At 25.7% G+C, this 25102-nt stretch carries 26 protein-coding genes; 15 read left to right on the forward strand and 11 right to left on the reverse strand.

What is annotated here, in order from left to right; all coding sequences use genetic code 11:
- Positions 1 to 151 precede the first annotated feature (151 nt).
- Positions 152 to 1444, reverse strand: a complete 1293-nt coding sequence (locus ABFX13_RS07655; RefSeq protein ID WP_346044571.1) for an MATE family efflux transporter — start codon at positions 1442 to 1444, stop codon at positions 152 to 154.
- Between the two features lie 411 nt (positions 1445 to 1855).
- Between ABFX13_RS07655 and ABFX13_RS07660 the strand changes: the two genes are divergently transcribed.
- Entirely contained in the window at positions 1856 to 2110 is a 255-nt protein-coding gene (locus tag ABFX13_RS07660; RefSeq protein WP_346044573.1) for a hypothetical protein, read from the forward strand.
- 191 nt (positions 2111 to 2301) lie between these two features.
- Here ABFX13_RS07660 and ABFX13_RS07665 read toward each other — a convergent pair whose 3' ends face one another.
- The gene (locus tag ABFX13_RS07665; protein WP_346044575.1) at positions 2302 to 2562 is read right to left on the reverse strand and encodes a hypothetical protein; all 261 of its coding nucleotides are present in this window, start codon (positions 2560 to 2562) and stop codon (positions 2302 to 2304) included.
- Between the two features lie 15 nt (positions 2563 to 2577).
- On the reverse strand, positions 2578 to 2682 hold the full coding sequence (locus ABFX13_RS07670) for a helix-turn-helix transcriptional regulator (protein ID WP_346044577.1): 105 nt from the start codon (positions 2680 to 2682) through the stop codon (positions 2578 to 2580).
- 318 nt (positions 2683 to 3000) lie between these two features.
- Here ABFX13_RS07670 and ABFX13_RS07675 point away from each other — a divergent pair, with 318 nt between their 5' ends.
- Entirely contained in the window at positions 3001 to 3237 is a 237-nt protein-coding gene (locus tag ABFX13_RS07675; protein WP_346044579.1) for a hypothetical protein, read from the forward strand.
- A 68-nt stretch (positions 3238 to 3305) separates the two neighbouring features.
- Complete coding sequence (locus tag ABFX13_RS07680) at positions 3306 to 3764, forward strand: hypothetical protein (RefSeq protein WP_346044581.1); 459 nt, start codon at positions 3306 to 3308, stop codon at positions 3762 to 3764.
- Positions 3765 to 3867: 103 nt separating this feature from the next.
- Here ABFX13_RS07680 and ABFX13_RS07685 read toward each other — a convergent pair whose 3' ends face one another.
- Positions 3868 to 4068: a hypothetical protein gene (locus tag ABFX13_RS07685; protein WP_346044583.1), complete on the reverse strand. Its 201-nt coding sequence runs from the start codon at positions 4066 to 4068 to the stop codon at positions 3868 to 3870.
- 238 nt (positions 4069 to 4306) lie between these two features.
- On the opposite strand from ABFX13_RS07685, the gene ABFX13_RS07690 reads away from it, so the two are divergent.
- From ABFX13_RS07690 to ABFX13_RS07700, 3 genes are all read left to right on the forward strand, one after another.
- Complete coding sequence (locus ABFX13_RS07690) at positions 4307 to 5077, forward strand: class I SAM-dependent methyltransferase (RefSeq protein ID WP_346044585.1); 771 nt, start codon at positions 4307 to 4309, stop codon at positions 5075 to 5077.
- Between the two features lie 178 nt (positions 5078 to 5255).
- The gene (locus ABFX13_RS07695; RefSeq protein WP_346044587.1) at positions 5256 to 5693 is read left to right on the forward strand and encodes a hypothetical protein; all 438 of its coding nucleotides are present in this window, start codon (positions 5256 to 5258) and stop codon (positions 5691 to 5693) included.
- Between the two features lie 205 nt (positions 5694 to 5898).
- Positions 5899 to 6033: a hypothetical protein gene (locus ABFX13_RS07700; protein WP_346044589.1), complete on the forward strand. Its 135-nt coding sequence runs from the start codon at positions 5899 to 5901 to the stop codon at positions 6031 to 6033.
- A 46-nt stretch (positions 6034 to 6079) separates the two neighbouring features.
- Here ABFX13_RS07700 and ABFX13_RS07705 read toward each other — a convergent pair whose 3' ends face one another.
- From ABFX13_RS07705 to ABFX13_RS07715, 3 genes are all read right to left on the reverse strand, one after another.
- Positions 6080 to 6508: a hypothetical protein gene (locus ABFX13_RS07705; RefSeq protein ID WP_346044591.1), complete on the reverse strand. Its 429-nt coding sequence runs from the start codon at positions 6506 to 6508 to the stop codon at positions 6080 to 6082.
- A gap of 1 nt (position 6509) precedes the next feature.
- Positions 6510 to 6707: a helix-turn-helix transcriptional regulator gene (locus ABFX13_RS07710; RefSeq protein WP_187005871.1), complete on the reverse strand. Its 198-nt coding sequence runs from the start codon at positions 6705 to 6707 to the stop codon at positions 6510 to 6512.
- Positions 6708 to 7148: 441 nt separating this feature from the next.
- Positions 7149 to 8597 (reverse strand): potassium/proton antiporter, encoded by a 1449-nt coding sequence (locus ABFX13_RS07715; protein WP_346044594.1) that lies wholly within the window; start codon positions 8595 to 8597, stop codon positions 7149 to 7151.
- Positions 8598 to 9011: 414 nt separating this feature from the next.
- Here ABFX13_RS07715 and ABFX13_RS07720 point away from each other — a divergent pair, with 414 nt between their 5' ends.
- The gene (locus ABFX13_RS07720; protein WP_346044596.1) at positions 9012 to 11177 is read left to right on the forward strand and encodes a bifunctional diguanylate cyclase/phosphodiesterase; all 2166 of its coding nucleotides are present in this window, start codon (positions 9012 to 9014) and stop codon (positions 11175 to 11177) included.
- An 86-nt stretch (positions 11178 to 11263) separates the two neighbouring features.
- Here the strand turns inward: ABFX13_RS07720 and ABFX13_RS07725 are convergent, their stop codons facing one another.
- From ABFX13_RS07725 to ABFX13_RS07740, 4 genes are all read right to left on the reverse strand, one after another.
- The gene (locus ABFX13_RS07725; protein WP_346044598.1) at positions 11264 to 12694 is read right to left on the reverse strand and encodes a Na+/H+ antiporter NhaC family protein; all 1431 of its coding nucleotides are present in this window, start codon (positions 12692 to 12694) and stop codon (positions 11264 to 11266) included.
- 89 nt (positions 12695 to 12783) lie between these two features.
- Positions 12784 to 13977 (reverse strand): methionine gamma-lyase, encoded by a 1194-nt coding sequence (megL, locus tag ABFX13_RS07730; RefSeq protein ID WP_147543643.1) that lies wholly within the window; start codon positions 13975 to 13977, stop codon positions 12784 to 12786.
- A 399-nt stretch (positions 13978 to 14376) separates the two neighbouring features.
- Positions 14377 to 14877: a M78 family metallopeptidase domain-containing protein gene (locus ABFX13_RS07735; protein WP_195925624.1), complete on the reverse strand. Its 501-nt coding sequence runs from the start codon at positions 14875 to 14877 to the stop codon at positions 14377 to 14379.
- Positions 14878 to 14907: 30 nt separating this feature from the next.
- Positions 14908 to 15309, reverse strand: a complete 402-nt coding sequence (locus tag ABFX13_RS07740; protein ID WP_346044601.1) for a helix-turn-helix domain-containing protein — start codon at positions 15307 to 15309, stop codon at positions 14908 to 14910.
- Positions 15310 to 15512: 203 nt separating this feature from the next.
- Between ABFX13_RS07740 and ABFX13_RS07745 the strand changes: the two genes are divergently transcribed.
- The 8 genes from ABFX13_RS07745 (at position 15513) to ABFX13_RS07780 (ending at position 25061) form a co-directional block, all read left to right on the forward strand.
- On the forward strand, positions 15513 to 15704 hold the full coding sequence (locus ABFX13_RS07745) for a helix-turn-helix transcriptional regulator (RefSeq protein ID WP_187005866.1): 192 nt from the start codon (positions 15513 to 15515) through the stop codon (positions 15702 to 15704).
- 11 nt (positions 15705 to 15715) lie between these two features.
- Positions 15716 to 16495 carry a phage antirepressor KilAC domain-containing protein gene (locus tag ABFX13_RS07750; protein WP_346044604.1) on the forward strand — a complete coding sequence of 260 codons (780 nt, stop codon included), beginning with the start codon at positions 15716 to 15718 and terminating at the stop codon, positions 16493 to 16495.
- A 12-nt stretch (positions 16496 to 16507) separates the two neighbouring features.
- Positions 16508 to 17449, forward strand: a complete 942-nt coding sequence (locus ABFX13_RS07755) for a YqaJ viral recombinase family nuclease (RefSeq protein ID WP_346044606.1) — start codon at positions 16508 to 16510, stop codon at positions 17447 to 17449.
- 219 nt (positions 17450 to 17668) lie between these two features.
- The gene (locus tag ABFX13_RS07760) at positions 17669 to 18409 is read left to right on the forward strand and encodes a recombinase RecT (RefSeq protein WP_346044608.1); all 741 of its coding nucleotides are present in this window, start codon (positions 17669 to 17671) and stop codon (positions 18407 to 18409) included.
- Positions 18410 to 19357 (forward strand): DnaD domain protein, encoded by a 948-nt coding sequence (locus tag ABFX13_RS07765; RefSeq protein ID WP_346044611.1) that lies wholly within the window; start codon positions 18410 to 18412, stop codon positions 19355 to 19357.
- Positions 19248 to 20021 carry a DnaA ATPase domain-containing protein gene (locus ABFX13_RS07770; RefSeq protein ID WP_346044613.1) on the forward strand — a complete coding sequence of 258 codons (774 nt, stop codon included), beginning with the start codon at positions 19248 to 19250 and terminating at the stop codon, positions 20019 to 20021. Before ABFX13_RS07765 ends, ABFX13_RS07770 begins: the two co-directional genes overlap by 110 nt.
- A gap of 158 nt (positions 20022 to 20179) precedes the next feature.
- Positions 20180 to 23284, forward strand: a complete 3105-nt coding sequence (locus tag ABFX13_RS07775) for an AAA domain-containing protein (RefSeq protein WP_346044615.1) — start codon at positions 20180 to 20182, stop codon at positions 23282 to 23284.
- Complete coding sequence (locus tag ABFX13_RS07780) at positions 23274 to 25061, forward strand: transcriptional regulator (RefSeq protein ID WP_346044617.1); 1788 nt, start codon at positions 23274 to 23276, stop codon at positions 25059 to 25061. The genes ABFX13_RS07775 and ABFX13_RS07780 overlap by 11 nt, the downstream gene beginning before the upstream one ends.
- The last annotated feature ends 41 nt before the right edge of the window (positions 25062 to 25102 follow it).

The following is a 25102-nucleotide window of genomic DNA, read 5'->3' on the forward strand; positions in this document are numbered from 1 at the left end:
TTAACTTAATTGTATCATAAACATATAAGCCATTTTTAATACTATTCAAACAATTTTATAAAAATATATGACAAATAACAATTTAGTTTGTTTTTATAAATATTATAATTCTAAAGCCATGGTTATGAGTACTTTAGGAAATCAAAATTTATTACTTATGATATTTAAACTTAATAAATTCCTTATATAAAAATAAGATTAAAATTGCATAACAAAGCATATTCCCAAGATATATACTATTGAGTTTTAAATTAGTTAATTTCACTAATAAATATATTAATACCATACTTATAATTGATATTATAGATGAATATGCAAATACTAATTTTTCTTTATTAAGTGATTGAAGGCTATAAGTTAAAATTGTCTTTGGGATATTCATAAAATTAGCAATTACTAAAATAAACATATATTTTGAAGACATTGATATAACTTCATAATCATTGGTTAAAATTTTAGGAATATAACTTTTAAAAATTATTATGATTGAGCAAAAAATTATATAAATATACATAGGTCTTTTAATACAAGAGTTAATAATAGTTTGTATTTTGCTTATATTATTTGCACCAAATTCTTCGCTTACCAAATTTAACGCTACTTGGCCATAAGCATACATAGGCATTAATGCTATATTTATAATGCTAAAAAGTAAGTTGTAAACAGCCACTTCTAGTAAACCTATTTGAGCTAAAATATAGGTCATTACAAATACTAATAGCGTTGATTCTATAAATTCTTGTAACATTATAGGAATAGATATTGAAAATATTTCTTTGGTATTTTTAAATAATTTTATATTAGTTTTTTTAATTAATTTGAATTTTTTAATTACTATTAAGTAATATATTATACATAAAATCAATGATAACACTGATCCAATAGCATTGCCTTTTATACCTAATGATGGGAATCCTAATTTTCCAAATATAAGTACATAATCAAACAAAACGTTTGAGGTACAAGAAATTATGCCTCCATAAAGTATAAATTTTGTTTCTTTTATTATTTTAAAATAAGATGATAAATTAAATATAATTAAGTTTATTCCTAAGGATAAACTAAAAATATTTAAATATTTTATAGAGTCTATTAATGTATTGTCTTTTAAATTAAATATATTTTGTAATATAGATTTACCAAATATTAATGATAAAGTCGTAAAAATAACTCCAATTATTAAGCTATTTAACAAATTAGAGCATAAGCTATTATTTAAATTTTCAATATCATTTTTACCTTTTGCTCTAGAACCTACTATATTTAAGCCTATGGAAATAGCACCTAGTACTCCTGTTATTTCATATATATTGTTACCTATTATACCAACAGATGCAAAACCTTCCATATAAGTTCTACCAATCATAGCTTGGTCGCACAATGTAATAACCATAGAAGTAATATTGTTTAACATTAATGGAATTGCTAATTTATTTATTTTCATATTTTAATCACCCTTCTTTCTTAAAATAAAAAAAAGAAGGGATTAAAAATGCAGATACAAAACATCACCACCTTTTTATTTATATTAATAATATATTGCTAAGAATTTTAAAGTATAAATAGATTTATTTGAATTTTATTAGATATGGTTAAAATTAAAAAAGTATTTAATGCTAAGGGAAAAGGGGGTATAGTGAAATGATATACCCTCTTAAAGTAATGATATAATATTTTTCTTTGATGGTAAAATTGGTGAAGATGTTACTTTTTTACAAATTCGCACAAGTCATATCCACCCACAACTAAAAAATTGAATGTGAATTTAAAATATAGATTGTTGTATATCTTAAAACATATACTTAAATTAATTAAACTTAGTTATAATGAATATTAGAAAGGAGGTTAAGTTGATATGAAAGAAAGGATAGGTATTATTAAAATACTATTTATGTTTTTGATTTTAACAACATGTATAATAAAGAATTTCGATTTAACTAAAACACAAAACCTTGAAGACACTAAAACAAATACAACTCAGAACAATACACAAAATCAGTCACAAAGCCATCAGTTTAATATGCCTCTACCAAACATATTTGAAAATCCTAAAATAGATACACCATTACCTAATGCACTTAGCGAAATACAAATTGAAAATTTAAGTTAAATTCCTTTTTAAGTTTAGGCTATGTTAGCTAACTTTGTGATAATTGATTCATAAATAGCAACTGTCTCATATATTAAGGTGGGTTCTCAATATTGATGTATTGAAATTACTAAATTTTAAGATTTATTATCACATAATTATTTAACATAGCCTTATTTTAAAATTAATTTCATGGTTTTAACTTTATATTATTAACATTTAGATTTGAATAGCAAAAAACATTTAGCTACTAGATATCCTATAACTGCTAATCCAATTCCAGATACACTTAAACTTGGTTCTATATCTTCAAATAAAAATCCTGATATTAAACCAATTCCACCAAATATACATGCGACTTGCCAACAGAAACTGTCGTCAGTTGTTTCAATTTCTTCTTCATCATAAATCAATGAATCTGTGGTTACATCAAATATTGTAGCAATGGACTTTAAGTTTTCAATATCGGGCATACTATTTTGAGTTTCTCATTTAGTAATAGCTTGCCTTGATACATTAAGTTTTTCTGCTAAATTTTCTTGTGAAAGTTCATGCTTTATTCTTAATGATTTTAATTTTTCTCCAAAATTCATTGCATCCCTCCTACAACATAATCAATATTTTAAACTTCCTATACATGCTTTTTATAGCAATTGAAGTATTGCATCAATAAAATCTTTAATAATTTGCTTTACATTTCTTTCTGGAAATAGGCCTGTTTTTTTCATATACTTTCCTCCTTTAATGTCTTTTATATTATAACAAATGTATAAATTTACCTTTTGAATTTGGAGTAAAGCATGTAATTTATGCACTAAAATATAACTAATTATTAAAATTTCCTTTATAGCATAGTTAAAAGTAATATATAATTACATAAAAAGTAATTAAATTTAAAGGGGGAGTTGGATATGGAGGATTGGCGAAAGAATAGAATTGAATCAGCGAAAAATGGTACTAATCCAATGCTCATGATTGAAACAAATGGGGGATATTCAGTTTTTGGAGACACGCAATTTTTACATGGACATGTTTTTCCTCGTTATGAGTGGGAAAGTGAAGAAAGAAAAAGCCAGTATGGTTATATGATGAGTCTAATTGGTTTGATTGTGAAAAACTTTATGATGAAAATAAGCATAAAGAAATAAGAGAAAATATAACTCAATATTTAAAAGATTATTATAGCAAAGTTTAATAAAAGTGAAGGAATATGAATATGAAAATTAAATTAATTATGTGTTTTTTTATTGTAATGGTTTTTGCAGGAGGTTGTTCTAAAGAAAAAAATGAATTAAATAGTAATGAAATAAGTAAAACTGAAATTGAAAAAACTCAAAACATATCTAAATTTCCAGAAGAAATAGTATTAGTTGATGAGAATAATTTACAAATAAATGCAGTTATTAAAGACTTTGTAAATAATGAAGGTCAGATTTTATTAAAGATAATTAACAAGTCAGATGAAAAATTTACTATTTCTTTAGATAAGTTATATTTTAGTGAAATTGAGAAAAAAGCAAATCTTTCATGTGAAATAGATTCTAATTCCACTATTAATGAATATATAAAGATTGAAGATATACATAGTTTAGAAGATTTAAATGATAAAATAGAAGGAGCTTTTATTTTAAATGGTAATGAAAATAATCAATATAAATTTCTATTCAAAACTTAAAAACTCATGTATTTGTAATAAAGTTAATGCCCTTAGAATAAAAATAAATTCTAAGGGCATTTTTACAATAAGTATTTAAAAATATTTAATTTATTAAACTCAATTAAATATTTTTAAATACTTCTGGGTTATCTGCTAAAAATTCTATATGACCACATTCAACACAAACATAACATGAGATATTGCTTATTTTCTCAATTTCAAGTAGACCCTTTTTTTTATAAGATAAAAAAGGTTGTGAACTTATAGCTCCCGTGCAAAACTTAACTTTCTTCATTTCTATATTGCATTTTTTACATTCCATATATTACAATTCTCCCTATTTATAAATTAAGTTATTTATATAGCTTTTATTATATTATATAGTATTTAAAATTTCTATTTATAAAAGATATTGAAAGTATTAAATATGTTTAAAAAAATAGTATTTAGTAATTATCTATAAAAATATCTGTTTTTAGAGAACAATTGTTAAATCCTAAGTTCTGCTATAATTAAATCAGGTATTGTATAACAAGAATTTTTTAGTAGGGGGATATACCATGGATATAAGAAAATATAATGAAATTGCATGGGATAATGAAGTTAAAATAGGAAATAAATGGACAGTGCCTGTGACTTCAGAGGAAGTGGAATTAGCTAAAAAAGGAGAATATAAAATTTTAATAGGGCCAACGAGATATGCACCAAAAGAATGGATTGGTGATGTTAGAGGGAAAAACTTATTATGTCTTGCATCTGGAGGAGGGCAACAAGGGCCTATATTTTCAGCTTTAGGAGCTAAAGTAACTGTATTTGATAATAGCTCAGAGCAGTTATCAAAAGATGCTATGGTCGCAAAAAGAGATAATTTAGATATTAATTTAGAAAAAGGTGATATGAGAGACTTATCAAGATTTAATGATGAGACTTTTGACTTTATATATCATCCTATATCTAATTGTTTTATAGATGATGTAGAAAAGTTATGGAAAGAATGTTATAGAGTATTAAAGCCAGGTGGGGTTTTAATAGCAGGATTTTCTAATCCACTTATATATATTTTTGACTTATATGAATGGGAAACTAATAATAATTTGATTGTTAAAAATAGTATACCGTATTCTGATATAGAGCAATTGCCAAAAGAACAATTGGAGGAACGTATAAATAATAAAGATACTTTAGAATTTGGTCATTCATTACAAAGTCAAATAGGAGGTCAAATTGATGCTGGATTTGTTATATGTGGTTTTCTTGAAGATAAGTTAGGTGAAGGATTATTAGATAAGTATATAGATACATATATAGCAACTAGAGCATTAAAGTTATAATTAAATATAAAATAATAAGTTTTAAAATTTTTTATATCTTACTCCAAAATAAACCTATCTTACTCCACTTTTAATCTTTTTTATTTGAATTTTTGTATAATTATAGCTAGAGTACAATTAGATTTATATTATTCATATAAATCAAAAATTCATATATAGATTAATTTGAGGTAATTAAATGAAGATTATAAGTAATATTATGTTTATGATAGAAAAATGGAGTTTTATATTAGGAGTTATAATACTAGCATATTTTATATTTTTAAAGATTATAAAATTTTGCAAACAACTTAATAAGAAACGAATTTCAATAATTTTAATATTATTAAGTTTAGTTATTGGCAGTTTTTTTGTAATAAGATGGAGAGCTTATCATTATATTTATGAATATTTAGAGATGCATAACATTACAAAAGCTGAAATAATAGAAGAAGATAAACGATGGTATCTTTTAACTTTAAGTAGTGGAGATTTCGGATTAGATTGTAGAATAAAAGGAAAACCTAAAAATAACATATACACTATTTATTGTAATGGGATAGATAAAAAAGTAAAGGTATCAGTAAATTATTTTGATGGTGGATTCAAAGAAAATATAGATTTGGATAAGGAGTAGAAATATAAATAAAAGCTATAAGATTAAATTTAATCTTATAGCTTTTATTATTTATGATCGTACAGAAAATACATAGTATATAATTTAACTAGAATATTTATTTTTATAATATATTAAAAATGGGGGAGGGAATAAAACATGCCTATAAAGAATATAGACCAACCCAAAATTATTAAAATAGATGATACTTTAAGGTTAAGAGGTTTTGATAAATAAGTATGATTTTGCATGGGAATGGTATCAAGATTTAGAGTTAGTCAAGTTAGTAGATGGTCAAAATGCTACATTATACACATACAATAAACTTAAAAATAATATTAAAAGTTCATATTTGAAATAAAGTTACTGCCCTTAGAATCAGAGTAAATGGATTCTAAGGGCAGTATTTATAATCTCTTATCTAATATTCTAAATACTACAATTCCGCATACATATATAAATGCCCATATAATACTTAATGTAATTATTACAATTCTATTTACATTCATAATAGTAAATATCGGAATTAAAATTGCTAATAAAAAAAATAATATTATATACGTTATTCTAGCAGATTTTTCTCTTAACATTATTTTTCTTTCATCTTTCAAAATTATTTGTTCTTTCTTAAGTTTTTCCTCATATTTTGGTTTGTTTTCTGGTTTACTCCAATAGAAATACTTATAAATCATAAAAAGCCCTGGAACTATACCTCCTCCTGCTATTCCCCAAATAATTTCATCATTTTCTATACTTGGTCCGAATAATCCAAATAATATAGCACATATCCCTATAGCTAAATAGCATAGTCCTATATACAGAGTACTTTTTTTCATATTAATCCTCCTCATAAATAAATATTTCTTCAATTGACATATTAAAGTAGCGTGCAATTTTAAAAGCTAAAATAATAGATGGATTATATCTTCCATTCTCTAATGAACCTATTGTTTGTCTAGTTACCTCTAAAGCATTTGCCAATTCTTCTTGAGTTACTTTTTTTTGCTTTCTAATTTCCTCTAGTCTATTTTTCATGCACTAACAAATCCTTTCTACTTTTAAATGGAAAGTTCGCTTTACATATATTGTAAGATTTTTCCAAAATCATGTCAAGTTAACTTTCCGTTTGGGTTGGATATGTAACAATACATAAAATTTTTACTTGATAGACTAGATTAAATAAAGATAATGCTTTTAAATAAGTTTTTTAGGAGTATATGAAAAAACAGGTATAAATACATATTATGGTTTTGCATTGGTATTATCATTTGAAGAATTAGATTCTTTTGAATGGATTAAAATTAAAAAAGACAGGTTCCGATGCCTGTCTTTTTTAGTATATAAGTAGTATTTTAGTAGAAGTATATAAAAATTAAGTAGAAAAATATGAAAAAGTAATTGGATTTACATATGATATTATATACAGATTTCATTATTTAATACCTATAAATTAAAATTTTTTTAAAATAAATATATTTATATATTTAAACTTGAACTACTATTACTTAATAAATTATTCAATTCATCAAAATTATCGCCTGCTATAACTAATACATCTTTAGGTAAAATATTAGTTGATCCATTTGGAATTAGTACTTCTCCTTTTCGCTTAATCATTACAATAAGAATATCCTCAGGTATATTAGAATCCATTATAGCTTTATTTGCAATAGCACTACTATTATCAATAGTTATTTCCATCAACTTTGTACCTATTTCTTCTCTGTAATCATTAAAGGTTTTTAACACTAAAGACTTATCATCAATTAAATCAAGTTTCTTGGCGACAAAAGGTAAAAGTGTACCTTGTAAGGCAACAGAAAAAAGTGCAACAAAGAATACTATATGAAAAATATCACTTTCAATTGAAACTCCATAAGTTAGAGCATATATTGCAAAAACTATTGAAGCAGCTCCTCTAAGTCCTACCCAAGATATAAATATTTGTTGTTTAAAAGGAATTTTAAACCAACTTAATATACTAAAAGTTGCTATTGGTCTTGATACAAATATCATAAACACAGATATAGCAACACCTTTTAAAATAACAGAAGGTAATTTAGATGGGAATGCTAACAAACCTAGTATGAAAAATAGCATGATTTGCATAATCCATGATATTCCATCAAAGAATTGGAATATACTTTTTTTATGTGGTATTTTACTATTACCTATCATAAGACCTGCAATATATACTGCTAAATAGCCATTACCACCAAAATATTCACTTAAAGCATATGATAAAACTGCAATTCCCATAATAAATATTGGGTAAAATCCATCTATTTCAAAATGAATATGTCTTAATAAATATATTGTAAGTTTAGATAATAAAACTGATACTAAAATTGCCACTATAACTTGATTTAATAGCATAGGTATTATAGTGTTATATCCTTTATTTCCAATTAATCCTAGTATTATTACAGTTAGCATATATGCTAAAGGGTCATTACTTCCACTTTCAACTTCTAATATTGAAGCAATAGATCCTTTTAAATTTAATTTTTGAGAACGTAATATTGCAAATACTGATGCAGCATCTGTTGATGCAACTATTGATCCTATCAGTAATCCTTCTAATAAAGAAGTATTAAATACTTTAAAACAAAATATCCCTGTCAAACCAGCAGTTATAACAACTCCAAGTGTTGATAAAAGTATAGACGGTATAGCAACAGGTTTTGCCATTTCCCAGCTAGTACCAAATCCTCCATAAAACATTATAAATACTAATCCAATAGAACATAACTTTTTTGTTAATTCGTAGTTGTCAAAATATATTCCAACAATACCATCAGATCCAAATAGCATTCCTAATATTATAAAAATTAAAAGAATAGGAACTCCAAATTTGTATAAAATTTTGCTTGAAGTTATACAAATTAGTAAAACAAGTGCGCACATTATCATTAAACTTATCAAATAATTGTTTCCTCCTTTATTTAGATTATTAAATTTTAATTTGAAATTTGAAATTTTACAGGTGGGATTTTAGATAATATATATATTAAAAATTATAATATTATTTATATATTATTATGTTTAAATTTAAAATTTTGTCCTTTAATTTAAGCTTAATATAAAATGAATAATAATTCTACATTTGATATAATATTTATTTGTAAAATCTATGTTAATTAAATTAAGTATCTTAAAAAATTTTTTTTATAACAAAAATTGTTTCCAATTTTTTGTAAAAAAATAATATAATAGAGTATACTTTAGATTACAAAGTCAAACTAAGGGAATATATTATTAAAGAAATAATATTTTTAGTCTATAAATAATTTATATAAATAATAAATAAATTTTTAGAAATAGGAGGTGAGTTGTAAAGTGAAAATTATAAAAAAAAATATAATTTTAAATAGATTAAAAGGCATAATTTATATATCTTTGATAAGTATTTTTTTCATTCAATTAATAGAATTAAATCTTTCAAAAGAACTAAAAGAAACTACAATTGAAGTAAATACTCAAATTTCAAAAAAAATATCATTAGATATAAATAATAATATGAATAAGTTATGCTATATAGATAGATATATAAAAAATGAAATTAATGAAAATAAAAATAAGTACGATGAAAATGAATTATTAAAAAAAATAAATTTAATAAGTGATGGTAAGCTATTTAAATATATAGGTATAGTAAACAAAGATGGATATATTGATTTTGGTACTGATAAAAAAATATATGTAGGAGATAGAAAATACTTTAAGGATGCTCTTTTAGGAAAAAGTACAGTAAGTGATTTAGTAGAAAATAGGTTTAACGATGAAGCATCTATAGTATATTCAAAACCAATAATAATAAATAATAAAGTTAAAGGTGTTATAGTTGGAGTTCAAAGTGAAGAAATTTTACAAAAAAGTTTAGTTGAAAATGTCTTTCCAGAAAATATAACTGTAGATATAGTCAGTAAAAATGGTAGACTTTTAATAACTTCAAAGGGAGAAGAAACACTTTATGCAAATTATATAAAAAAGGGCATAGCTAAATATAATGAGCAAAACTTTCAAGTATTTAAAAAAGGAAATGTAAAATATGTAATATCATTTAATAAAATAAAAGAAAGTGATTGGTATGTTGTTACAGTAGCATCTGTAAAACAAGCATTTAAAGGTGCATATAATACAATTAGGTTAGCTAGGGCATCTATTGTAGTAATACTAATTTCATATATAATTTCATCAACATTAAGAGATTTTAAAAAAGCAAAACAGTTAAAAGAACTGAGAAATAAAGATGGATTAACAAATCTTAGGAATTTAGAAAATTTTAAAATAGAATGTGGTAAAGTTTTGAAAAATAGCAAAAGTGAAGATAGCTATGTGAATATAGTTTTTGATATAAAAAATTTCAAAAGTATAAATGAATTATTTAGCTATAAAATAGGAGATAAAATTTTAGTAGGAGTTGCTGAAAATATAAGAACTATAAAATTTGAAAATATTAGTGGAAGAATAGGTGAAGATATATTTTCAATATTATTTAAAGTAAAAGATGAAAATGACTTAGATAGTAAAATAAAGTATTTGAAAGATAAGATTTCACTTTATTTTGATAATAAAAATAAGATAGATTTAGAACTAAATGTTGGAGTATTTAAAATAAAAGATAAAGAAATGGAAATAAGTAAAATTATAGATAATTCAAACTCTGCAAGAATTGAAGCAAAAAAACATAGAGAATGTCTATATTATGTATATAATGATGAATTAGAATTAAAAATCCATCAAGAGCTAATTGTAAAAAAAGATTTAAAAAATGCATTTAAAAATAACGAAATAGAAATTTTATATCAACCTAAGGTTAATATTCATACAGAAAAAATAGAATCTGTGGAAGCTTTAATAAGATGGAATCATAAGGTTTTTGGATATATTTCACCAGAAATATTTGTACCTATAGCAGAGGAAAATGGAGATATTAATTTAATAGGTAGGTGGGTTATAAAAGAAGTTTGCAAAGAGATAAAAAAATGTAAAGACAACAATGAAAAAATTGTGCCAGTTGCTATAAATCTTTCAAGAAGGGAATTATATCAAGCAAATTTAATTAGTTATATATTAAATATGATTGAAAAATACGATATTGAACCTGAGCTTTTAGAATTTGAAATTACAGAAACTGCAGATGTTAATGATACTAAGATGATAAATAAAAAAGTTGAAGATATAAGAAAATTAGGTATGAAAATAGCAATTGATGATTTTGGTAAAGGTTGTTCAACTTTAGAAAATTTAAAAAATCTAGAAGTAGATATAGTAAAAATAGATAGATATTTATCACTAGATATTGAAACAAGTGAAAAATCTAGAAAACTTTTAGAGTTAATAATTAAGCTTGCAAAAGAATATAACTTTGAAGTTGTATGCGAAGGAATTGAAAATATGAATCAAATTAATATTTTAAAAAATCTAAACTGTAATATTGTTCAAGGTTATGTGTATTATAAACCACTTAGTATAGATAAATTAAAAGAAGTACTTAATTAATATTTAATAAAAAAATCCTGTATATAAACATAATTTTTCATGTTTAATATATAGGATTTTTTTATTATATTTATATATAATATTTATTAATTTTCAGGTATTTCACTAGAAAAATCCTCGATTTCATTTTCAGATGTTTCACTAGGAAAATCTTTAACCTTACTTACAGGCATTTCTCTTTTAAAATCCCAAGGATCTCTTACTATTAATTTGTTTGCAAATGGTATGAATGTTGAAAGTAGTGTTGAAATTAATAGTAACTGACAGAACCAAACTAAAGGCATAACTTGCATAGGAGATACTTTTCCATTTGTGAAACTAGTTAAAATTAACATTTGAGCACCATAAGGTAAAAATCCTTGTAAAATAGAAGAAACAGTACTTAAAATAGCAGCGCTTCGTCTAGGGTCAACTTTGTATCTATAACAAAGTTTTTTAGCAACAGGCCCATTTATTATAATAGCAACTGTATTATTTGCAACAGCTATATCTGTTAAGGCAACTAAAACACCTATACCAATTTCTGCTGATTTTTTATCTTTAATAAACTTTTGAACAGCTACAAGAAGTGCTTCTATACCACCAGCATGAGTTACCATTTCGGCAAGACCACCTGTTAAAAGAGATAACAAGAAGATATCTGTCATATTTGTAAAACCTGTATAAATACTTTTTACAAAAGTTAATATTGTTAAATCTCCATAATACATTCCTATTGCTCCAGCTAAAAATATTCCCCCAGTTAAAACTAAAAATACATTCATTCCAGCAACTGCTAATACCAATACAAATAAATAAGGTAAAACTTTAACTAAGTTAAAATCATAAGCTTGCATTGTAGCAGGAACTTCTGGTTTACCAAATACAAATAGTAAAACAATTGTAATAATGGCTGGAACCAAACTTAAATAAAAGTTTATTTTAAACTTATCTTTCATATCACAACCTTGTGTTCTTGTAGAAGCTATTGTAGTATCTGAAATTATAGAAAGGTTATCTCCAAGCATCGCTCCACCTAAAACACAAGCCATTACAAGAGGAAGAGAAGCACCAGTTTTTTCAGCTACTGCAACTGCAATTGGACCAATTGCTGCAATACATCCTACTGAAGTACCTGTAGCAGTAGATATGAAACTAGAAATTAAAAATATACCAATTACGATAAATTGTGAAGGTATGTATGTTAAACCTAAGTTTACTGTTGAATCAACGCCACCCATTTGTTGACAAACACTAGCAAAGGCTCCAGCTAATAAATATATTACACACATTATTATAATGTTTGAGTTACCGCAACCTTTAACAAAAATATCAAATTTTTCATCAATAGAACCTTTAATTAAGAAAAAAGCGGCTAAAACACCACAACTGACAGCTACTGGAGCTGGGAATTGATAAAAGGCCATTTCTACGCCTTGAGCTTGAAGGATTATACCACTTCCTAAATAAACTGCTATAAAAATTAAAAATGGAATTAAAGCTTTAAAACTCGGTTTGACTTTTTCTTCTTTTCTCATAAGAATTCTCCTTTTGTATTAAAATTGTGACAATTAAGACTTTAAAAAAATTGAACCTAGCTTAATTAAACTAGGTTCAATTTTAAACCTTAAAGTAAATCTAAGGCTTGTTTTAAATCATCTATTATATCTTCAGGGTCTTCAAGACCTACAGAAATTCTTATTAATCCATCTGAAATTCCAGCTTCAGCTCTTTCCTCAGCTGTATAAGGAGAGTGAGTCATTGAAGCAGGATGTTGTATTAATGTCTCGCAATCACCTAAACTAACTGCAAGAGCACATAATTCTAAAGAGTTAAGTAATTTTTTACCTGCCTCTAAGCCACCTTTAACTTCAAATGCTATCATACCACCTGGTAAATCCATTTGTTTTTTAGCTAATTCACGTTGAGGGAAGCTTTCAAGTCCAGGATAGTTAACTTTTACTACATTTTTATGTCCTTCTAGGAACTTAGCAACTTCTAGTGCATTTTTACTATGTCTATCCATTCTAATTTGTAAAGTTTTCATACCTCTTAATATTAAGTAAGCATCAAATGGGCTAAGTACAGCACCTGTCATATCTTTAACACCAAATAATCTTACTTGGTTTATAAAGTCTTGTTTACCAACAACAAAACCTGCTATAACGTCTCCATGTCCGTTTAAGTACTTAGTTGCTGAGTGAAGTACAACATCAGCTCCCCATTCTAGAGGTCTTTGTATGTAAGGTGTACAGAAAGTATTGTCTACCATAACTATACAATCTTTCTTTTCATGAGCTATTTTAGCAACAGCTTCTATATCTATTAATTTTAAGTCTGGATTTGCTGGAGTTTCTAAATAAACAACTCTAGTGTTTTCTTTCATAGCAGCTTTAACTTCTTCTAAATTAGAAGCATCTACAAAAGTTACTTCAACTCCATATCTTGTTAATCCATGATTTAATAATGCAAATGTGCATCCATATAAAGTTTTAGACGCAACTACATGGTCTCCAGCTTTTAAGGCTGTCCATAATGCTGAAGATATAGCTCCTATTCCTGATGCAGTAGACATACAAGCCTCTGCGCCTTCTAGTAAAGCTACTTTTTCTTCTAATTGAGTATTAGTTGGATTTCCTAATCTTGAGTATATGTATCCACCTTCTTGAAGTGCAAATCTTCTTCCACCTTGTTCAGCGCTATCAAATACGAATGTTGATGTTTGGCATATTGGTGTAGTTAATGCTCCAGATACAGGGTCTTTATGATGTCCTCCATGTATCGCTCTTGTAGCAAATTTTTTGTTTTTTAAGTTTTCCATAGTAATTCTCCTCCTAGATTTGATTAAATAGTAGTGTCTTACTTTGTGAAAACGATTACTTGCGTCTTCTCCTTTAATATAGCACTCTTGGAATTTATATACAAATTCAAAAATTTTCAATAAACTTAACATAATAAAAAAATTCTAGATTAAAAATGGGAAAACGTATATAATAAATTATTCTTACTTAAAAAATTTTTTATATATATAAATTTTACTTTATTTATTTCAAAGATTATATAAAATTAAAAAAATGTTAAAAATTTCACTACTATAACTTAAGTTACTGTAATTTCAAGGGGTGTGAGTAGAGTATATAAAAACCCTATATAAAAACACATTTTTTTCATGTTTACTACATAGGGTTAATTTTAATCTTTTTTAAATTTAAATTAAAATTTATTTTAAAGATTCATGATATAAGAGATTATCATTACTATATAAATACAAAATTTTATCTGAAAATTTTATATAACCCTTATCTTTTTTTATAAAATTAAGCTTAGACATAAGCATAGGATAAGGAACTTCAAGACTATCTGCTAAATCATAAAGATTTGTTTCATACTTTAATTTTTCAACAAGCTCACTATCAGGAATTAAAAAATTACAAGCCCATTTAAGAGCCTTTAATTCCATAGTATCAAGATTAACTCTATCTGTATAATGAGTAAGAACTCCAACAAAATTTCCATCAGTAGTAAAATGATGACCAAGTTCTTCTGATAAAACTTCTAAAGTTTTCTTTTTATCACCTAAAATTATTTTATTTAAAGTTATAATAGGTGGGTAGCCTTCCATTTTTGTATAAAGACCTAACAAAGAAGGCATTAAAGTAGCAGTTTCAAGAACTATCCCATTTTCCTCACATAATTCATATAACTTGTCTAATTTATCCATAAACAATTATCCCCCTAAACATATAAAAAACTAATCTTTCTTTGGATATTTAAACATAAGATAGTTAAGATAACTTTCTAACTGTTCTCTAGCTTCATTTGATAAATCCTCACATAAATTAACCTTTTGACCGTCACTAGTTGTAAAGTATTCTTGATTATTAGAATTTTTTTCATAAGAATTACTTCTATGAGTTGCAATAGTCATATCTTTATTATCTAGCGTTTTAACTGAATTAGGAACACCTATTAAATAATCTGTTGTAACATTAAAAAACTGTGCTAATAAATTTAATTTATCAAAATCTGGGTGTTTATCCTTAGTTTCATATCCTGCAATAGTTGCTCTTCCAACACCTAAAAAATCTCCAACTTGTTGTTGAGTAACATTTTTTTCGATTCTTAAATCTTTTAACCTTTGACCAAACGACATGAAAATTCACCTCCAATTGTTTTTATATCATACTTATATTTTATATAAAATGTGTCTTAGTGTAAACAAAAATGTGACTCTTACATAAAATTTATAGACAAGGTAACAAAACGTAACTATAATCATAAATATAAAGTCGTGGCTAAAAGACACGATAAGTATTTTAGTAACATAAAGACACTTGAAATAAAGGGGGGAGAAAAATGAGAATAAATTTAAAAGAAGCTAGAAAAAGCAAAAACCTAACTCAACTTCAAGTTGCAAACAAGCTAAACATAGACAGGTCATATTACACAAAAATAGAAAGAGGACAAAGAACACCATCATTAGATATTGCTTTAAAAATTAAAGAAGTTCTAAATTATGAAAGTGATGATATTTTTAAAAACAATTAGGAGGTATTTATATGGAGATTTTTAAAAATAAGGATTTTGGGGAAATCATGGTGCTAAATACAAATAACAAAGAGTACTTTGATGCAGTAGAGTGTTGTAGGATTTTAGGATATTTAAATCCTCATGATGCAATAAATAGACATTGTAAAAAGAAAGGGATAACTTTTTACGAGATAGGTATAGTTTCTGGCAAAAAAAGAAATGGAGAAGATATTATCCAATATGTTAATAGAAAGTTTATAGATGAATCAAATTTATATAGATTAATTATAAAGTCAAAGCTTGAAACTGCTAACAGATTTGAAAGTTGGATATTTGAAGAGGTACTTCCAACTATTAGAAAGCAGGGGGCATATTTAGATAACAAAATTATAAACAATATAATAAATAACCCAGATTTTTTAGAAAATTTAATTGATAGTTTAATAAATAAAAATAATTCTTATAAAGAATTTATAAAAGTCATAGAAGAAACAAAAGAAGTTATAAGCATAGGAACTTTTGCTAAAGTTTTAAGCAACAACAATATACATATTGGAAGAAATAGACTTTTCTTTTGGTTTAGAGAAAATGGATATTTGATTAAAAATGGAATAGATAAAAATCTTCCAAAACAAAAATACATAGACAGAGGATATTTTAAGGTTATAGAAAAAATAGTTAAAACTGAAAATGGAGAAAAATTACAAGCAACCACTAGGATAACTGGAAAAGGACAAACTTACTTTATAAATAAAATAAAAACAGATTATATGAGTGTTTTAAATAAAAAAATTGATAATTGTAATTAAAAGGGGGATATTATGAAAAAATTTTTAGATGCAAAGATTATATACAATACTAAAAACATGAGTAAAGCTGAGTGGCTAGAAAAAAGAAGATGTGGAATAGGTGGTTCTGATGCTTCAAGCATTGTTAATATGAGTCCTTTTAAAAGTAGGGCTAGTGTTTATATAGATAAATTACATAGTAAAAATTACGAAGAATGTGAAAGTGAAAGTTTTAGGATGGAGTTAGGAAATAAGTTAGAAGATTTTGTGGCTCGTGAATTTATGTTAAGAACTGGGAAAAAGGTCAGAAATGTAAATGGAATTTTAAGAAATGATAAATATCCATTTGCTATTGCAAACATTGATAGATATGTATTTGGAGAAAAAGCAATATTAGAGTGTAAGGTTACTAATTCTTTTCAAAAGAAAGAATGGGAAAAACAAGTTCCTATTCATTATCAAATACAATGCCTTCATTACATGGCAGTTACAGGAGCTAGTTGTTGTTACGTTGCAGAACTTATTGGAAATGAGGATTTTGTTATTCATAAATTAGAAAGAGATGAAGAACTTATAACTTACTTAATGGAAGAAGAGGAAAAGTTTTGGAAGGAATATATTTTAGGAGATAAGGTTCCAATTCCTGATGGTAGTGAAGATTATTCTAGGTTTTTAAAAAATAAATATAAAAGTTCAAAAAATGAAAGTATTATTCTTTTTATGAAAGAAGAAAAAATCAATAGATATGATGAAGTTTTAAAGCTTATTAAGGAACTTGATTTGGAGAAAAAGTATATTGAACAAGTTATTCAAAATGAGATGGGAGATTATGAAGTAGCTTTTGTAGGGGATAGAAAGATTACTTGGAAAAATCAAAGTAGGTCTAGTTTTGATAGTAAAAGATTTAGAAGTGATTATCCTGAAATTGCTAGTGAGTATGTAAAGACTACTACTTCTAGGGTGTTTAGGATGTAGAGTATTTAGGCGAAGGTGTTATATATTATTTTCCTTCACTGTAAAGCCTAAAAACATGGCTTTAACGTTTCGTCAAATACTATATAACACCTTAACGAAGTGTTGAGGAAAACACTGAGGAAGCTATTTTAATTTAATCAAATACTATATAACACCTTAACTAGAATTGTAAGGTTTTAGAAAGAGATATTTTAATTTTTTATAAAGGGGGAGTTTTTTATGAATAATTTAAAAAAGGAAATAAAAAAGAAGGAAGAAAAGCTTGAAAATTTGGAGATAAAGCCTGTTTATGCTATGAAGCAAATTATGATAAAGATGAAAAATGATATAGAAAGTAGGCTTTTAAGTAATATTGATTTTGATAAGTTTTTAAATAAAGCTATTAATGTTTTTAATTCCAATGAAAATTTTAAGTCTTGTGAGATTATGACTTTTATTAATGCTATGGTTAAGTGTTTTAGTTTAAATCTTGAACCTAATAGTGTTTTAGGACAGGCTTATCTTGTACCAGTAAAGTTTGGTGAGGATTGTAAGGTTGAGTTTCAAATAGGTTATAAAGGAATGATAGAGCTTGCTTATAGAAGTGGAAAGGTTAAGAGTTTGTATGCTAATGAGGTTAAAGCTAATGATGAGTTTTATATTGATTATGGACTAGAGCAAAAGTTAGTACATAGACCATGCCTAATTGGTGATAGGGGAGAGGTTATAGGTTATTATGCTGTTTATCATTTAGACTCAATGGGATCTAGTTTTGTGTTTATGACTCGTGATGAGGTTTTAAGTCATTCTAAGAAGTATAGTAAAATCTTTGGGATTGATTTGTGGGAAAGTGAATTTGATGCTATGGCAAAGAAAACTGTTATAAAGAAGTTACTTAAATATGCTCCTTTAAGTATAGAATTGCAAAAGTCAGTTTTATTAGATGAAAGTATAAAGACTAATTTACAAGGGGGAATATAGATGGCTGTTTATAGGCATATTCATATAGATTTTTGGCAAGATGGTTTTATTTTAGATTTAACTCCTGAGGAGAAGTATTTTTATATGTATCTTATGACTAATAGTAAGACAAGCCAATGTGGAATTTATGAGCTTCCAAAGAGAATTATAGAAACGGAAACTGGATATAACAGAGAAACTGTAGAGAAGCTACTTTCTAGATTTGAGGATTATGGGAAAGTTGTTTATAGTGAGGAAACTAAGGAAGTGTTTTTAAAAAATTGGATTAAGCATAATAAAATTGTTAGTCCTAAGGTTAGAAAGTGTATAGAAAAAGAACTTAAAAATATTAAAAGCGATTATCTTGTAGATTTATTTTTAAAAGAGTGTGATAGGTATGGATACAGTATAGATACGGTTAATTTAAAATATGATAAGGCTATGGATAGTGTATGTATACCCATAGTTGAAGTTGATTTAAGTTTGGGTAACCACTATGGGGAAAAAGAAAAAGAAAAACAAAAAGAAAAAGAAAAAGAAAAACAAAAAATAGAATCTGAAAAAGAAAGTATAGGTATGTATGTAAAAAATAATATAGATGAGTATGCAAAGCTTTATGAAGAAAATATAGGACTTATAAATGGAGTAGTTGGAGAGTGGTTAATTGAGTTAAGTGAAGATGTAGATATTAAACTCTTTAAAAGAGCTATAGAAATAGCTACAGATAATAAAAGGTGTAATAAGGGGTATGTTAATGGAATTATTAGACAGTGGAGAGAAAATAATATAAAAACTTTTGATAATTTAAAAGAGTATGAAGCTAAAAAGCAAAATAAAGGGGGAAGTGAAGGTGGAAAGTATGAAAAATCTAAGTATCAAAGAGAGCTTAAAAAAGAGGACTCAAACCTTTATAGAAAGCCAACAGAAGAAGAACTTAGAGAACTTAGAGCCTTCATTGAAGAAGTATAAATGTGAAAAATGTAGGGATTTAACTTTTATACTAGATGGGGATAATGCAACTTATTGTGAGTGTAGAGCTTTAAGAGAAGCTAAAGATATTTTAAAATCTAGTGGAATAAGTGATGAATTTAGGAAGAAGACTTTTGATAGTTTTAATTATACTTATGATATTCAAGTTATAGATGCTTATAGAAAAGCTAGGGAATATGTAAAAAAATTTGATGAGATAAAAAACAGTAGGAGAAATTCTATAATGTTTTTAGGGCAAGTGGGTTCGGGGAAAACTCATTTGTCCCTTGCTATTGCCAATAGTCTTATGAATGATTGTGTGGGAGTTTTGTATATGCCTTATAGGGATGTTATAACTTATATAAAGCAAAATATTATGGATAAAGAGGTTTATGAAAGTATTGTTGGTAGGTATAAAAATGCAAATGTGCTTTTGATAGATGATTTGTTTAAGGGAAGTATTAGTAAAAGTGATGTAAATATTATGTTTGAGATAGTGAATTTTAGATATTTTAATAATTTGCCTATGATTGTAAGTTGTGAGATGGGAATTGATGAGATTTTAGATGTTGATGAAGCTGTGGGGAGTAGGGTGTATGAGATGAGTAGGGGTTATTTGGTGGAGTTTAGAGGGAAGAAGCTTAATTATAGGATGTATAGATAAAGGTTATTTTCGCTAAATTTAACTTTAGATAGAATTATTAAAATATATGCTATGAAACAATGGACATTGTAATTTTTATTTGTAACTGTATATATCAAATGTTACAATAAAAGAGAAAATTTGTAAAAAAATGGTAACAAATGAACGAGGAGAATAGTATGAAGATATTAGAAGATAGATATATTTTAATAAAAAAAATTTCTGAAAATCAGAGTTCTAGCATCGAATTATATTTGGGAAGGGATAGTTTAACTGATAATGCTATTGCTATTAAGGTATTTGATTTAGGTGAAAACAAAGAGGGAAAATTAAGTGAAGAGTTATTTAAAAGAGAATATCAATCATTAAAAAAATTAAGTCATAAAAGTATAGTAAAGTATATTAATTCAGGAAAAGATAAAAATAAGCTATTTTTAGTTATGGAATATTTAGAACACAAGACACTTAAAGAATATATTAACAATGAACAAGTATTAATGGAAGATAAGATTAATATTGCTATAAGTATTGTAGAAGCAATAGCATTTGCGCATGAAAAAGGTGTAATACATAGAGATTTAAATCCAAAAAATATTATGATAAATAATCCAAAAGATATACGTATTATAGATTTTGGAATAAGTAAAATACTTAGTCATATATACAATGATGAAAATACTGTAAAATGTTATATGACTATAAATTATGCATCACCAGAACAATTATTAAGAGAAGATGTAAGAACTCAAAGTGATATTTACTCCTTAGGACTTACACTATCTTATTTATTTTCAGAAAATGACCCTCCAGGAAATAAGAAAGAAATTGAGAAGTATATATCAAATATAAGAGTTTCAGAAAATATAAAGAATTTATTAATGGATATGACAAGATATGATATTAATGAGAGATCTGAAAGCATATATGAAATAAAGAGAATTTTGCAAAAAGAACTTTTGCTAGCTAAGTCAAAAACTCAGAGATTATATATAAAGTGTAACTCATATATACAAAGAAAACTTATTGAATTAGGAATGATTACTTATAATGGAGAAGATCATACTATTAAATTTTTAAAGGAAGATTTAACAAGTAGTAGCATATATAAAAATAAAAAAACAGGAAATTACTGTCTTATAGGTAGTGATGTTAAATATATATGTACATTAGACTCAAGTAAAAACTTTTTAGATATAAAAAGTGTACATTGTCTTGAAGATCACATAGAGTGGAATAATGAAATCAACAGAGGTTTTAAAATAGATTTACCATGGATACCCATATATAATAACTTAAGTCAAATTAATGATAGTTTTATTGAAAATTTAATTCAGCAAGTTGCAGATAAAGAGAGAGAAAGAGATGTAGAAAAATCCAGAAGTAGTGCAAAAGGTATATTATTAGAAAAATGGAACAAATATTTACAAGAAGAATTTAAAGATGTTGATGAAAAACGAAACTTAGGAAAATATAAAAACTTTGAAATTAATGATACTGGATATAAAATAGATGTTTATTTGACTGATGAGGAATTGAGCTCAGAATTACAACTTGGAGATATGATACAGTTAACTGATAAAAAAAATCATCAGATTACTGTAGGGGAATTTGAGGATATAAATAAAAATATAATAACTATAAAGTTAGATTCAGAGGTAAATCCATCAGATGTATCAAATATGGGAACTATAGGTATAGATGTTTCAAAGTCTATAAATAGTTTAAGAAAGTTTGGGAGAGCTTTGAATGCCATAAATACTTCTAGCTGCGTTAACCCATATCTTCCAGATATTATTGCAGATCCCTCTTTAATAGAAATTAATGAGATTAATCATATAGATAGAGAACAATATTTTCAAGATATATTAAAAAAATCTAATAGTAGTGCTAGTTTAAATGCAGTAGAAAAAGCATTGGCTACAAAGGATTTATTTTTAATACAGGGACCTCCAGGAACAGGAAAAACAACTGTAATTACCGAAATAGTTTGCCAGATATTAAAGGATGAGCCAGATGGAAAGATATTATTAGCATCACAATCTCATGTAGCAGTGGATAATGTGGTAACTAAGGTAGCAGAGTTGTTACCAGATAAAAGAATTATAAGAATCGGAAGAAGTGAAAAAATATCGGAACAATCCAAAAATTTAATAATGTCTGAACAATTAAATAGATGGGTTGAAAATGTAAAAAAAACATCACGAAAAGCTTTAAAACAGTATGTAACAAATTGTATAGGTAATTCACAAAATGTGGAAAAAATCCAAAAAATTACAGAGGAGTGGCATAGAAGGTTAGGAAAACTTGATGAATTTGATGAAATATTTGCAGAAGGGTCTTCAATTGTAGCTTCAACATGTCTAGGTATTGCATCAAGAAATATTTTAAATTATATGGATTTTGATTGGGTAATCGTTGATGAGGCTGCTAGAGCAACTCCATTAGAATTATTAGTACCTATAGTAAGAGGTAAGAAAATTATATTAGTTGGAGATCACAGACAACTACCACCTGTTATAAATACTAAAGTTGATAAAATAAGACTTGAAGAAAAGGGCATCAAAGAAGTTGATTTAGAGAAAAGCTTATTTGAAGATATGTATGATAAAATGACTGATAAACCTAAATCAATATTAACTTCACAGTTTAGGATGCATCCAGATATATCTCGTTTAGTATCAGATATTTTTTATCCAGCTATAGAAATAGAAACGGGCATAAGTAAAAATAATAGAAATCATATGTTAGAATGGTGGCCTAAAACTATAAAATGGATAGATACATCATTATGTAAGGATAAAAAAGAAAAAGATGAAAATTTATCTAAAAAAAATGATGCAGAAGCTAAGGCTATTTTAAATCAACTAGAAAATATAGAGTCTTCATATAGGAAAGATGGAATAAATAATATTACAGTATCTGTTATATCTGGATATAATGAACAAAAAAAGCTTTTAATTAATTTGATAAAGCCAAATGATAAAAATAGATGGAAAAGTATAAGGATATTCATTGATAATGTAGATGCTTTTCAAGGATCTGAAACAGATATAGTGATATATAGTTTAGTAAGAAATAATGATGATTTTAAAATTGGATTTTTATATGATGATAGAAGATTAAATGTTGCATTATCTAGAGGGAAAAAATGCCTAATAATAGTGGGAGATATAAAATTTGCTAAAAAAGCAAAATCATTTAGAGGGAATCCATTTACAAATGTAATTAAATTTATAGAAAAAAACTCTAAGAGTTGTTTAATAGAGGTGTATGATGAAAATTAAAGATATAGTGGTAAATAAATTTAATGATTTACCAGGATATAAACTAAAAGGTTATTCAGAAGTCGCTGTACCAATTTTAAAGAGAAGAGTTGAAATTTTAACTGTTAACAAAAAAGCACTACCAGTTGTAGAAGATTTTGTACTAAATCTTTACAATGAAAAAGTATCTCTACAAGATATAAAATTAATATTAGGAATAGATGGATACTTAATAGATGAAGCTTTTACAAATTTAATACAAAGAGATTATATAAGTTTACATGAAAAAACTATAACAGAGAATGGACTGCGATATTTAAGAGAGAACAGTTTAGAAAGTTTAGATAAAAGTGAGATAGCAATATTAATAGATGGATTAACAGGAAAAATCAAAAAGTATATAAATAAGTTTATGGCCGCTAGAAGTGTAAAAGAGAATGGAATAAGGGCATTAAAAGCTAATATTATAGAATCAAATATTAAAGACATAAAATTTAAAGAAATTAAGAGTGTATTTAAACAGTATAAAGAGGATGATGAGGAAACATATTGTGGGAATATAGTTGATTTTATAGATATAAAAGGTAATACAACACTATATAAAAAGATTGATATACTTATATTTGAAAATGAAAATGAAGATGTAAGAATTGTAGTATTTGATGGGTATAATAGAGCTGAAGAGTATGAGGAAGCATTAGTTGAATTTGATAAAAATGGAATAGATTTACTAGATGATAGATTTAATGAATATTTTAAAAGTAGTAGCGTTATAAAAATAAAAGATATATTAAAAAAACCACAAAGTGAATTTATAAAAGAAGTTAAGTATGAAAACGTAAATAATGTATGTGATCAATATTTACTAGAAAGTGAAAAAAATAGTAATATAGTAATCACAATACCATTAGTAAGTAAATATAATTTTAAAAATGGATTTTTTTATGATATAGAAAAAGCTATTAGCAGAAATATAAACCTAAATATAATTTTATGTGGAGAAGATTATATAGACGGATATCAAAAGAAAAATATTGAAAAAATACAAGAAATATCTAAAAAGAATGAAAATATATCTATAATTCAATTGCCTAGATACATAAACCCTATGATTTTAAATAAAAAAGAAAGAAAAGCTTTGATTTATTTATATAATAAATCAAATATAAGTCTTGATAGAACAACACAAGGTATAGTAGAGAATGCTTTTGAAGTAAAAGATGAAGATTTTAATAATATAAATTTAATTTTACAAGAAACTATAAGTAATAGGGATTTAGTTGAAAGAAATGAATATTTTAAAGATTCAAACCATCTAAAGAGAACTATAATGGATATTAAAAGTTTAGTGAGAGATGCTGATTCATATATGCGTAGCAATGATGGTATTGGGTGGATTGGAAACGGTGACATACCAGAATTAAACATGTTTTTAGATATGCCAGTTGCTACAGACTATAATAAGTTTAGAAAGTTTATTGATAGTATTAATAAATCATTAGTAGAATCATTAGATTTAAATGCTAAATCACATAGTAAAAGAAATTATTTCTGGAAAGAGTTTAAACATGAATACCCGAAACTACAGAAAGTTTTGGATAAAATAAGAACATATAGAAATAAATCGAATCATCTTAAATTAGATGAAAAAAATCAAAAAAAATATTTAAAATATTTAAATGAAGATTTAAATGGATACATGCCCGAGTTTATATGTAATGGTTACTCAATATTGCAATATATTATTTTAAATGAATTGAAGGTATCTATTAAAAATACTATCGAAACTATTAAGTAGATTAGATACTTAAAGAGATAATTACAAAAAGATATATTAAA

This window comes from Paraclostridium tenue (assembly GCF_039521565.1).
In the GTDB taxonomy this organism is placed as follows: domain Bacteria; phylum Bacillota; class Clostridia; order Peptostreptococcales; family Peptostreptococcaceae; genus Paraclostridium; species Paraclostridium tenue.

Excerpts from the sequence above, each read along its gene's own strand:
- ABFX13_RS07765 (WP_346044611.1), top strand. The coding sequence starts at position 18,410 with ATGGCTGTTTATAGGCATATTCATATAGATTTTTGGCAAGATGGTTTT.
- ABFX13_RS07750 (WP_346044604.1), top strand. The coding sequence starts at position 15,716 with ATGGAGATTTTTAAAAATAAGGATTTTGGGGAAATCATGGTGCTAAAT.
- ABFX13_RS07680 (WP_346044581.1), top strand. The coding sequence starts at position 3,306 with ATGAAAATTAAATTAATTATGTGTTTTTTTATTGTAATGGTTTTTGCA.
- ABFX13_RS07735 (WP_195925624.1), bottom strand. The coding sequence starts at position 14,877 with ATGGATAAATTAGACAAGTTATATGAATTATGTGAGGAAAATGGGATA.
- ABFX13_RS07775 (WP_346044615.1), top strand. The coding sequence starts at position 20,180 with ATGAAGATATTAGAAGATAGATATATTTTAATAAAAAAAATTTCTGAA.
- ABFX13_RS07770 (WP_346044613.1), top strand. The coding sequence starts at position 19,248 with ATGAAAAATCTAAGTATCAAAGAGAGCTTAAAAAAGAGGACTCAAACC.
- ABFX13_RS07660 (WP_346044573.1), top strand. The coding sequence starts at position 1,856 with ATGAAAGAAAGGATAGGTATTATTAAAATACTATTTATGTTTTTGATT.
- ABFX13_RS07705 (WP_346044591.1), bottom strand. The coding sequence starts at position 6,508 with ATGAAAAAAAGTACTCTGTATATAGGACTATGCTATTTAGCTATAGGG.
- ABFX13_RS07690 (WP_346044585.1), top strand. The coding sequence starts at position 4,307 with ATGGATATAAGAAAATATAATGAAATTGCATGGGATAATGAAGTTAAA.
- ABFX13_RS07745 (WP_187005866.1), top strand. The coding sequence starts at position 15,513 with ATGAGAATAAATTTAAAAGAAGCTAGAAAAAGCAAAAACCTAACTCAA.
- ABFX13_RS07780 (WP_346044617.1), top strand. The coding sequence starts at position 23,274 with ATGAAAATTAAAGATATAGTGGTAAATAAATTTAATGATTTACCAGGA.
- ABFX13_RS07675 (WP_346044579.1), top strand. The coding sequence starts at position 3,001 with ATGGAGGATTGGCGAAAGAATAGAATTGAATCAGCGAAAAATGGTACT.
- ABFX13_RS07655 (WP_346044571.1), bottom strand. The coding sequence starts at position 1,444 with ATGAAAATAAATAAATTAGCAATTCCATTAATGTTAAACAATATTACT.
- ABFX13_RS07740 (WP_346044601.1), bottom strand. The coding sequence starts at position 15,309 with ATGTCGTTTGGTCAAAGGTTAAAAGATTTAAGAATCGAAAAAAATGTT.
- ABFX13_RS07725 (WP_346044598.1), bottom strand. The coding sequence starts at position 12,694 with ATGAGAAAAGAAGAAAAAGTCAAACCGAGTTTTAAAGCTTTAATTCCA.
- ABFX13_RS07760 (WP_346044608.1), top strand. The coding sequence starts at position 17,669 with ATGAATAATTTAAAAAAGGAAATAAAAAAGAAGGAAGAAAAGCTTGAA.
- ABFX13_RS07665 (WP_346044575.1), bottom strand. The coding sequence starts at position 2,562 with ATGCCCGATATTGAAAACTTAAAGTCCATTGCTACAATATTTGATGTA.
- ABFX13_RS07685 (WP_346044583.1), bottom strand. The coding sequence starts at position 4,068 with ATGGAATGTAAAAAATGCAATATAGAAATGAAGAAAGTTAAGTTTTGC.
- ABFX13_RS07670 (WP_346044577.1), bottom strand. The coding sequence starts at position 2,682 with ATGAATTTTGGAGAAAAATTAAAATCATTAAGAATAAAGCATGAACTT.
- ABFX13_RS07710 (WP_187005871.1), bottom strand. The coding sequence starts at position 6,707 with ATGAAAAATAGACTAGAGGAAATTAGAAAGCAAAAAAAAGTAACTCAA.
- ABFX13_RS07755 (WP_346044606.1), top strand. The coding sequence starts at position 16,508 with ATGAAAAAATTTTTAGATGCAAAGATTATATACAATACTAAAAACATG.
- megL (WP_147543643.1), bottom strand. The coding sequence starts at position 13,977 with ATGGAAAACTTAAAAAACAAAAAATTTGCTACAAGAGCGATACATGGA.
- ABFX13_RS07695 (WP_346044587.1), top strand. The coding sequence starts at position 5,256 with ATGAAGATTATAAGTAATATTATGTTTATGATAGAAAAATGGAGTTTT.